The following is a 10,324-nucleotide window of genomic DNA, read 5'->3' as shown; positions in this document are numbered from 1 at the left end:
GCCGAGCCTCAGTTACAGCATGTGCGCCTCATCCAAGGTGATCGCGGAAGCCAAGGAGCAAGTCTCGATCCCGCTGATTGCGGGCGCGAACCTCGTCCCGTTCGGCATCGGACGCGTGGTCGACCTGCAACTCAAAGGCTGGGCCTATATTCATGCGTGAGAAGCCTCGCGCGTTGTCGCGGCGATCGCTCCTGATCGCCGCGCCGGCCTATCTCACTGTCCTGCGCACCGCCGGCGCGCAGGACAGCTGGCCGCCGGTGTTCGAAGCCGGCCGCAGCCAGTTCACAGTGGTGCGGCCGCACGCGTTGATGCCACAACTGCGGCTTCAGGACCCGCACGGCAAGGACGTTGTCGTGGCTGCCAAGCCGGGCAGTATCACCCTGGTGAACTTCTGGGCCACCTGGTGCGCGGCCTGCAAGCTCGACCTGCCCATGCTGGCAAGCCTTGCGGCCTCGCGACCCGAGCGGCTTGACGTGGTCGCGATCTGCACTGACACCAAAGACCTGCGCAAGGCCCGCACATTTCTCGGCGGCCTCTCGTTGCAGAACCTCGCCTGCTATGTCGATGCTCATGGCGCGGCGGCCCAGGCCTCGACCGAGATGTTCTCGATCGTCGGCATGCCCATCACCTATCTCGTCGGAACGGGCGGGCGCGTCGAAGGCTACATCACCGGTGCGCCGGACTGGCTGTCGCCGGCGGGCACGCGCCTGCTGCAATACTATCGCGAGCAGAGCTAGCGCCGACTCAATTCGGATGCCACCAGCGGCCGCCGATGACGACGCCTTCGGACACGATCTTGCGGTTGCCGATCAGGTGCTCGCCGACGACGTCCTCGTAGTCGAACTGGCCCTGTTTGACCGAGATCAGCGTGGCGTCGCCGACGCAGCCCGGCTTGAGGCTGCCGAGCTCGGGGCGACGCAGCGCCATTGCCGCATTCACCGTCGAGGCCGCGATCACGTCGGACAGCTCCATGCCCATGCACAGGAACTTCGACATGGTCGTGACCTGGTCGAAGGCGGGGCCGTCGATGCAGAGCTGGTGGATGTCGGAGGAGATGGTGTCCGGATAAAAGCCGTTGGCGAGCATCGCGCGCGCGGTCTTGAACGCGAATGAGCCCTTGCCGTGGCCGATATCGAACAGCACGCCGCGCTCGCGCGCGTCCAGCACCGCCTTCTTCACCGTGCCTTGCGCGGTCGCCGGCGTGTTGGGAAAGGGGCGGAACGCATGGGTCAGCACGTCGCCGGGACGCAGACGTGCCAGCACCTCCTCATAGCTCGGCGGCGGATGGTCGATATGCGCCATCAGGGGCATGCCGACCTCGTTGGCAACCTCGAGCGCAATGTCGAGCGGCACCACCCCCGACGTGCCCGAGGAATGCAGGCCGACGCGCACCTTGATGCCGACGATGACATCGCGGTTGGCATCGGCCACCTTGGCCGCCTCGATCGGATTCATCAGCCGCAATTCCTCGCTCTCGCCGACCATGATCCGGTGCGAGAAGCCGAAGATGCCGGCATGCGACACGTGCAGATAAGCAAGGATGCGGACCTCGCTCGGCTCGATCACATGCTTGCGGAAGCCGGCGAAATTGCCGGGTCCGGCGCTGCCAGTGTCGACCGCCGTGGTGACGCCGGAGAGGCGGCAGAACTCCTCGGCATCGATGCCGAGCGAGGTGCCGCCCCAATAGACATGGGTGTGGAGATCGATCAGCCCCGGCGTCACGATGAGCTGCGAGACGTCGCGCACCTCGGTGCCCGGGTCGGCCTTGAGGGCGCCGCCGACCGCCGCCACCTTGCCGCCGGCAAAGGCGACATCGGTCACGGCATCGAGCTTCTGGGAGGGGTCGATCACCCGCCCCCCGCGCAGGATCAAGTCGAAAGGCATCGTCGTCTCCGGATGAGGCAGTGAGGTGCGGCGGCATGGCAGCCGGGCCAGCGAGGAAGGAAGCCGTTCGCTTCTAGCAATATTCACGCCGAATGGCGCGGCAAACCGTAACGGTGGCCCATGAAAAATGGGGATCCCGGGAAGATTCGAACTTCCGACCTACGGTTTAGGAAGCCGTAGGCGGGGGATCACCCCGCCGTCGAGCTTCAGTCGTGGCCTTGTCGGAGGATCCCCCAAAGGATCCTCCGAGGCAGTTTGTCGAGTACCAGCTTGTGCTGGCTGACCGTCCCTTACGCGAAGTGGAAGTCGTGGCTGTTCAGCTTGTCGAGCTGCGTGTTCTTCAGCGTGAGGGTGTCGCTCCCCGTCGCGATCACGACGTCGTGGCCTGACTGGGCCGCGTGGGAGAGAACGCTCGCAAAGCTGTCGAACACGCTCTTGCTGAACTCGATCGTGTCGTGCGTGGGTCCACGGGCAGCGAAGTCCTTGATGACGTCCTGGCCGAAGTTCGACGCAAACGCGAACGTATCCGCACCCGCCTTGCCCACCATGACATCGTTGCCGGTGGTGCCGGTCAGCGTGTTGCTGCGGCCCGAGCCGATGATCGCCTCGCCCGAACTGGTGCCGACCACGTGACCTGTGGTGTCGACCTGTTCCGCGGTGAAGGCATGGGACTTGCCCGACAGGTCGGAGGTTTGGAAGCTCCACTTGCCGTCGGCATTCGTCGTGGCCGAACCGACCGAGGTCGTGCCGTCATACAGCTTGATCTCGCTGTTGGGATCGGCCGTGCCCTTGATCGTCGCGGTGTGATCCCAGTGCTGGCGCACATTGGTAACCTCGACGGTTGCAGCGTCCTTGGTGCCGCCATGACCAATCGGCGGATCGATCGGCTGCGACAAGGCGCTGGTGTTGCCGGCGGCATCGGTCGCGGTCGCGGTGAAGGTGTGGGACCCGTGCTTGAGATTCGGGGTCGTCACGCTCCAGTCGCCATCACTCGCGACGGTCGCGGTGCCAAGCAGGGTCGTGCCCTCATAGAGCTTGATCGAGCTCCCCGCTTCCGCCGTACCGGATACCGTTGCGCGGTTGTGCGTGGTGGGATCGCTCAACAGGATCGGAGCATCGGGGGCAGCGCTATCCACCGTGACATCCAGTGCAGTCGATGCCTTGCTGGTAACGCCGGAGACCGTGTCGGTCGCGGTGAAGCTGTGCTTGCCGTCAGGCAGTGCGACGGTGGTGTAGTGCCATGCTCCGTTCGCATCCGCCGTGACGGTGCCGAGCTGGGTCGTGCCGTCGAGCACCTTGACCGTGCTGTTGGCAACCGCAGTCCCCGCCAGGGTCACCGTTTTGTCGCTCGTGATGTGATCGCCGGCGGTGCCGGTATCGCTGGAGAACGAGGCGATCTTCGGCGCGGCCGGCGCAGTGGTGCCCGAACCCGTGGAGTCCGGGGTTCCAGAACCGACGACCGCATCCACAGCCGCCGACGCAGCACTTACGTTGCCGGCAACGTCGGTCGCCTTTGCCGTCAGGGCGTGCGAACCGGCCGACAGTGCGGACGTCGTGACGCTCCACGCACCGCTCGCGTTGGTCGTCGCGGTGCCGACCTGGGTCGTTCCGTCGAACACCTTGATCGCGCTGTTCGCTTCGGCAGTCCCCGACATCACGACCTGATTGGCGGTGTTGACGGTGTCACTCGCGATCGTCGGTGCAGCTGGCGCCTTGGTATCGACGGTGACCGCCACCGCAGCCGATGCCACGCTGGTTTGCCCCGACGAGTTGGTCGCGGTCGCCGTCAGCGTATGCTTCGCATCGGTCAGGACCTTGGTGAGGTAGTCCCAGCTTCCGGTCGAAGTCGCGGTCGCCGTGCCGATCTGCGTCGAACCGTCATAGACTTTCACGGTGCTGCCAGCCGCGGCGGTACCGTGCAGCGTGATCTGACTGGCGTCAGTGATGCCATCGCCAGTCTTGCCCGTATCGGGTGACCAGGATGCGATGCTCGGCGCTGCCGGGACATCGGGCGTTGAGGGGGGCGTCGGAGACGACGTCTGCCATCCCGTGCCGAGTTCGTCGTTGTTCGTCAGGACGGGCGTGTTGTTCCTGAAGTAATAGTAACCCCACTTGCCCTCACCAAGTTCGTTGTTGGTGAACGAGACGCCGGAAATCTTGTCGGTGCTGCTGAAGCTGCCATCGGAGTAAAGGGTATAGCCGCCCCCTGCAAGATAGTTGCCGTCCACCTGAATGTTGGAAACCGGACCGAAGTCATTATTGATCATCACGGCCGAGACGTAGCTGTTCTCGTTGATGACGGTGTTGTGCCGAATGATGACGTCTGAAACGCCGCCGTCGATCTCGATGCCATCATAGTGCGGACCACCCAATGACGTGCCGAGACGCACATCGGGCGCATTCATGGCATGGATATAATTGTCCTGAACGAGGCTCGACCCGGTGACAATAATACCATTCTCCACGTCATGGATATCGTTACGCAGGAATGTGCCTGAACCGACGATGCCGTTCGCACCATCCGGGCTGCTTCCAACATTTAAAATCTCGCTGTCCTTGACGACAGTTCCTGTAATGCCATCCTTGATCCAGATCCCTGTCCAATCGCTGGACGTGATGCGACTATTCTGAATCGTGACGTTATCGGCGAGGACCGAAATCGTGCCTTTGACATCGAGAGCGTCGATGACGGTACCTGGTTGAGTGACAGTTATATCGCCCGATGGAGTCAGGATAACGCCATCAGGAGACCGGTGGTATTCGCGTCTGGAAATCCAGCAATTGCCATGTTTGTTCATCCCCTCTGCAGTGCACGCGCAGACTGAGTCTCTTGCGCATACGGTTCGATATGTCGCGGCTCAGTCCAACTCGACTGCTTCTTTGCCGCCCCATCGGGAGCGTGTTCGAATTCGCACGCGCCTTTTTTGAGACGATTCATTGACCCGAGGATGGAGTTTTTAAATCGCGCAGCCGCAGTTCCCGCCGCCGTCCAAAATTAATATTATCACTGGACTGAGAATTAATGTTCGCAATTTAATTTCGATCGAGCGCGCTATTTAAATCGGCGACGAACCTGTGCGGTCTTCGTCAACACCAATATGTATTGCGCCCTCACGTCGCGTGCCTTCGCTTCGCCAATCATCGACGGCGGGCTGCACACATCAATCGGCGCCGCCGACTCCAGCGACGTCGCGGACGCCTGCCCGAACCTCGTCTCTCGAAACGAGAATGACTTCCGCGGATTTCCGATCTCTGCCGAGGGGCGTCCGGCCACACGGCCATGGCGTCCTGCGTGCCGCCTCGCGTACACCCGCGACCACACGCCTGCAGTTGGCAGGGAGCCGCAGGGCAGTAATGACCGGCAAGAGACTATGAAGATTGGCGATCCCGGGAAGACTCGAACTTCCGACCTACGGTTTAGGAAACCGTCGCTCTATCCGGCTGAGCTACGGGACCGCGGAACCCGCAAGTCAGGCGGGTTGCCTGGAGGTGTACATATCAAAGCGGAGACGGGATCGGAAGCCCTCCACGTTGCCCAATACGAAGGGCTGCCGCTCGGCCTCACGCCTTGATATTGTTGTCCTTCACCACCTTGCCCCAATAGGCGACCTGCTTGTCGAAGAAGGTCTTGAAGGCCGCGCCGTCCTGGAGCAGCAGCCTCATGTGCTGGGTGTCCTTGAGCTGGGCGGCGGTCGCGGGCTCGCTGAGGATTTCCTTGGACGCCGTCGCCATGGCTGCGACGATATCGGGCGGCGTGCCTGCGGGCGCGAAGATGCCCCACCAGGCCAGCGTCTCGAAATCGGGAAAGCCCGCCTCGATCGCGGTCAGCGTATCCGGCAGGGCCGGCAGCCGCTCACGGCCGAGCTGCAGGATCGGATGCAGCATGTTGGTGCCGAGCTGGGCGGCGACCAGCGCGGCCGATCCCGCGATGAGATCGACATGGCCGCCGAGCACGTCGTTCATGGCCGGACCGCCGCCGCGATAAGGCACGTGCATGATCTCGACCCCGGCCTTGCTGCCGAGCACGGTCATGGCGAGATGGCCGAGCGTGCCGATGCCGACGGAGGCATATTTCACCGCGCCCGGGGTCGCCTTGCAGGCGGCCACCACGTCGGCAAAGCTCTTGTAGGGGCGGCCGGCGCCGGCCGCGATCACATAGGGTGCGGTGCCGATCAGCAGCACCGGCATCAGCTCACGCTCGACATCGACCGGCGGTTTGTCGAGGATCGACGGAATCACCGCGTGGGAATCGAAGGTGACCAGGAACGAGGTGCCGTCGGCCGGGCTCTTGGCGACTTGAGCCGCGCCGAGCGCGCCGGCGGCGCCGGACTTGTTCTCGACCACGACGATGCGACCGAGCTTGGTTTGCAGGCTGGCCTGCAACAGCCGTGCCATCGCATCGGTCGAGCCGCCCGGCGGAAACGGCACGACCAGCGTGATCTTGCCAGCCTGCGCCGCCGCCGGTGCCATTGCGAGAATGGCCGGTGCAGCCAGCAGCGTACGTCGTGTGATCGTCATGGTCCCCTCCCTTTTTGCTTTCAGCGCCCGGCTTTTGCTCTTTGGCGCTACAGCATGATCCGGAAAAGTGTGCAGCGGTTTTCCGATAAGATCATGCTCAAGAAGATACCCTAAGCGCGAAGCGCTTAGGTCGTCCCGAAGCCCGACCCCGCTTTTCTGTATTCTGGCCGAGGCGGACTGAAGATGTCCAGCACCCGGGCCCCATTGGGGCCGGCGCGCATGGTGTGCGGCACATTGCCCGGCGTGCGCCAGAAATCGCCCTTCTTCACGGCAATCTCCTCATCGCCCTGGACGCGGATGGCCGAGCCGTCGAGCAGCACGCCCCATTGCTCCTCGGGATGATGGTGCAGCGTGCCCTGCGCATGCGGCGCCAGCGTCACCACCGACAGCATCGCCTGCTCGCCGGAGAAGATGCGCGTAGTCACCCCCGCCGCGAGCTCGCGAAACAGCCCGTCGCTGGTGTCGTCGATATTGTGGAATTCTTCCCTCTGACTCACGCCATCCTCCCCTTCGTTCTCGCCTGATCAGGACTTGCCATACGAGCCCTGGTAGCGGCCCTCGCGGATCGCCTTCATGGTCTCCTCCTCGCGCGCGACCTGGGCGCGGACGGCTTCGAGCAGCGCCGCGGCGCCGGCGGCGGGAAACGACACCACGCCATCCTCGTCGCCGACCACGATGTCGCCGGACGAGATCACGCTGCCGCCGATCGTGACAGGCACGTTGATCTCGCCGGGGCCGTTCTTGTAGGGACCGCGATGGATCACGGCACGGGCGTAGCAGGGAAAGTCGTCGGCCGCGAACGCCGCGACATCGCGGATCGCGCCGTCGATCACATAGCCCTCGGCTTTGCGCCACTGCGCGATGTTCTTCATGATCTCGCCGACCAGCGCGCGGGTCTCGTCGCCACCGCCATCGACCACGATGACGTCGCCGGGGCCGACCAGCTCGAGCGCGCGGTGGATGGCGAGATTGTCGCCGGGGCGGGTGCGCACCGTGAAGGCCGTGCCCACCAGCTTAGCCCCGCGGTGATAGGGTTTTAGCCCGACCGCGCCGGGCAGCCGCGCGAGATTGTCCGAGATGACCGAGGTCGGCGCACCGCGAAAGCCCTCGATGATCTCGGCCGGCGGCTTCGGCACGCTGTTGGCTGCGATGGTAATGGTCATGTCCTGGAGTCCTTCCGTCAATCAATCGGCGTGCGCCCGCGCCTTTGCCGGCCAAATCCGGAAGGCGCGCCCTTCCTTCATCCACGTTGCGCGCTCGTCGCGCAACAGCGTGCGGCGGACTTTTCCGGAATCATCGCGCGGCGGGGCGCCCACGATCTCGAAGCTTTCCGGATGCTTGTAGCGGCTGAGCCTGTCCTTCAAGAACTCCGCCATGGCGTCGGCGATCGCCTGGCCGTCGGCATCGCCCTCCGGCTCGATGATGGCATGCACGCGCTGGCCCAATTCCGGATCGGGCAACCCGACCACCACGCAGGAGCGCACGCCGGGAGCCTCGGACACGGCAGCCTCGACCTCGGCCGGATAGATGTTGGCGCCGCCGCGCAGCACCATGTCGGCGAGGCGGTCGCCGAGATAGAGATAGCCTTCCGCATCCAGCCTGCCGATATCGCCGAGCGATTCCCAACCATCGCTGCGGCGCTTCGGCTCGGCGCCGAGATAGTGATAGGTCGCGTCCCTGCCGTCGTTGTTGAGGAAATAAATCTCGCCGGTCTCGCCGGGCGCGACGTCGTTGCCGTCCTCGCCGATGATGCGCAGCTTCGCCATCTCGCCGATCTTGCCGACCGAGCCCTTGTGCGTCAGCCATTCCGTGCCGGAGATGATGCATGAGCCTTGCCGCTCGGTACCGCCATAGAGCTCCCAGACCCGCTCCGGCCCGAGCCAGGCGATCCAGTTCTCCTTCAGCCAGGGCGGCATCGGAGCTGCCATGTGGAAGACGGTCTGTAGGCTCGACAGATCGTAGGCGTTGCGCACCTGCTCCGGCAGCGCCCAGATCCGGTGCATCATGGTCGGCACGAAATTGACCCATTGCACGCGCTCGCGTTCGATCTGCCGCAGCGTCTCCTCGGCGTCGAATTTGACGAGACCGGTGAGCTGGCCGCCGGTGAACAGCGCGTAGTGCGACACGATGAACGGCGCATTGTGGTAGAGCGGACCCGGATTGAGCAGCGAGACCCCGAAGGGGATATTGAGCGGCGGCGCGGCGACCGTGTCGGTCACGGCCGGCTGATGATCGAGGATCACCTTCGGCCGGCCGGTCGAGCCGCCCGAGGTCATGGCCTTCCAGTAGCGCGCCACCGGCGGATTGAGCGGCTCGTCCGAAAATCCTGCCGGTACGAAATCCGCCGGGAGGCGGTTCGGGGCGTTCCAGTCGGCCTCGCCGCCGACCACCAGCGACGGCCTGAGAATGTCGAGCACGGCCGCGGCCTCGCCGCGCGGCAGCCGCCATGACAGCGAGGTCGGCGTCGCACCACACTTCCACACCGCAAAGGAGGTCTCGAAGAACGTATTGCCGTTGGGCAGTCCGATTGCGACGAAATCGCCGGGCTTGACGCCTTTGGCCATAAATGCCCGCGCGCGCCGGTTGGCGCCGCGCTCGAGCTCGTCCCAGGTCAGCGTGTCCTGCCCGTGACGGACGGCGATCGTGCCATGTGGTTTGCGTTCAGCGTACCAGCGCGGCACGTCGGACAGGGGCAGCAGCATCGGGCGTTTCCATTTCGTTTTCTTGGCGTCTTTTTTGGCGTCGCCTCAGATGAGGCGCTCGCAAGGCGAAGTGTAGCAGCCCGCCGAGGCGGCGCTGTGACTCATGCGCCACGTCAAGCACAAAATGTCAGCATCCCAGCCATGAAATTCCCGAGTTCCATGGGTGACAAGCCGGCGATAAAGAGGCAAAAATCTGGCTCGACTCAGTTCGGGTTGAGTTTTGCAAGGAATGCTCTCGTAGAATGTCGTCCGTGATAGCATTGCGTCGTGCGGCGCTGGTACTTTTTGCCGCGGCAGGATTTTTCCTGCTGACGCACGCGCATGCCCAGGCGCAATGGTGGAAACGCGCGCCGGTCGATTTCGAGGAATGCGCCGACGCCGCCGAGAAGGCCGCCACCAAGTCCGAGAAGACATCCGCACTTGCCGATTGCAACGCCAAGTTCGCCGGCCGCCGCAAGGCAGGCGGCGGATACTCCTATTACGACTTCCTGCAGGATCGCACCTTCGACATCGCCGGACCCAATCCGACGCCGGAGGAGCAGAAGAAGATCGACGCAGCCTATACCGCCTATCTCGCCAAAGAGCGCCGCAGCAACGAAGCGGCCGAGGCCGCCGCCCGTCAACAGCGCGAGCAGCAGGAACTGCAAGCGCGGCAACTCCAGCAGGTCGCGCTGCGAACCGACGTCGCGCGCGTGCCCGTCCCGGTCGAGCGGCCAAAGGTGCAGCAGACCGTCGGTCAGCGCTCGAAGGGCGCGTGCACCAAAGGCTCATTCTCCTGCGAATGGCCGCGGCTGTCGGAAAGCTTGAACGATCTGAAGAAGCTGTTCAATCCGACCCCGAGCAAGCCGGCGAAGAAGGGCTGAGCTACAGCCGTCATTGCGCGATGATCGTAGGGTGGGCAAAGGCGCAAAGCGCCGTGCCCACCATTCGTTTGTGATTAAGAGAGTTGGTGGGCACGCTCCGCTTTGCCCACCCTGCGACAGCGGGGTGTGGAACGTCAGTTCGGTTGCTTCTTCTTGCCGCGCTTCGATTTGACCGTTGGCACATCCACCGGCGCAGTCGTCGGCGAACTGCCCAACTGCGACCTGCTCTCCTGCAACCGCCTATCATAGCCGGGCGAGTTCACGACCGTCGGCGGTCTCGCAAGAGCGAGCGTCGATGCGCCGCAAAGCGCGGCAAGCGCGAGCCCGATCATCAAGCTACGTTTCATCGATCCCTCC

At 64.0% G+C, this 10,324-nt stretch carries 9 protein-coding genes and 1 tRNA gene; 2 read left to right on the top strand and 8 right to left on the bottom strand.

Annotation, left to right across the window (positions count from 1 at the left end):
• Positions 1-152 precede the first annotated feature (152 nt).
• Positions 153-737: a TlpA family protein disulfide reductase gene (locus IC66_RS0108695; RefSeq protein ID WP_028143847.1), complete on the top strand. Its 585-nt coding sequence runs from the start codon at positions 153-155 to the stop codon at positions 735-737.
• 7 nt (positions 738-744) lie between these two features.
• On the opposite strand, the gene IC66_RS0108690 is transcribed toward IC66_RS0108695, so the two are convergent.
• The 7 genes from IC66_RS0108690 to IC66_RS0108660 form a co-directional block, all read right to left on the bottom strand.
• Complete coding sequence (locus tag IC66_RS0108690; protein WP_028143848.1) at positions 745-1,884, bottom strand: amidohydrolase/deacetylase family metallohydrolase; 1,140 nt, start codon at positions 1,882-1,884, stop codon at positions 745-747.
• A 290-nt stretch (positions 1,885-2,174) separates the two neighbouring features.
• The gene (locus tag IC66_RS0108685) at positions 2,175-4,682 is read right to left on the bottom strand and encodes an Ig-like domain-containing protein (RefSeq protein ID WP_157158041.1); all 2,508 of its coding nucleotides are present in this window, start codon (positions 4,680-4,682) and stop codon (positions 2,175-2,177) included.
• A gap of 581 nt (positions 4,683-5,263) precedes the next feature.
• Positions 5,264-5,340: transfer RNA gene (locus tag IC66_RS0108680), tRNA-Arg, on the bottom strand.
• A gap of 105 nt (positions 5,341-5,445) precedes the next feature.
• Positions 5,446-6,402, bottom strand: a complete 957-nt coding sequence (locus IC66_RS0108675) for a tripartite tricarboxylate transporter substrate-binding protein (RefSeq protein ID WP_038947389.1) — start codon at positions 6,400-6,402, stop codon at positions 5,446-5,448.
• Between the two features lie 125 nt (positions 6,403-6,527).
• On the bottom strand, positions 6,528-6,899 hold the full coding sequence (locus tag IC66_RS0108670; protein WP_038947388.1) for a dimethylsulfonioproprionate lyase family protein: 372 nt from the start codon (positions 6,897-6,899) through the stop codon (positions 6,528-6,530).
• Between the two features lie 27 nt (positions 6,900-6,926).
• Positions 6,927-7,565 carry an RraA family protein gene (locus IC66_RS0108665; protein WP_038947387.1) on the bottom strand — a complete coding sequence of 213 codons (639 nt, stop codon included), beginning with the start codon at positions 7,563-7,565 and terminating at the stop codon, positions 6,927-6,929.
• 21 nt (positions 7,566-7,586) lie between these two features.
• Positions 7,587-9,104, bottom strand: coding sequence for an AMP-binding protein (locus IC66_RS0108660; RefSeq protein ID WP_028141818.1), 1,518 nt, complete (start codon positions 9,102-9,104; stop codon positions 7,587-7,589).
• 242 nt (positions 9,105-9,346) lie between these two features.
• Here IC66_RS0108660 and IC66_RS47060 point away from each other — a divergent pair, with 242 nt between their 5' ends.
• Complete coding sequence (locus tag IC66_RS47060; protein ID WP_038947386.1) at positions 9,347-9,967, top strand: hypothetical protein; 621 nt, start codon at positions 9,347-9,349, stop codon at positions 9,965-9,967.
• A gap of 134 nt (positions 9,968-10,101) precedes the next feature.
• Here the strand turns inward: IC66_RS47060 and IC66_RS0108650 are convergent, their stop codons facing one another.
• On the bottom strand, positions 10,102-10,314 hold the full coding sequence (locus tag IC66_RS0108650; RefSeq protein ID WP_038947385.1) for a hypothetical protein: 213 nt from the start codon (positions 10,312-10,314) through the stop codon (positions 10,102-10,104).
• Positions 10,315-10,324: the final 10 nt, after the last annotated feature.

Origin of the sequence: Bradyrhizobium genomosp. III, from assembly GCF_000261705.1 — a bacterium.
In the GTDB taxonomy this organism is placed as follows: Bacteria; Pseudomonadota; Alphaproteobacteria; order Rhizobiales; family Xanthobacteraceae; genus Bradyrhizobium; species Bradyrhizobium ottawaense.
This window is presented reverse-complemented; position numbering and strand designations above follow the sequence as displayed.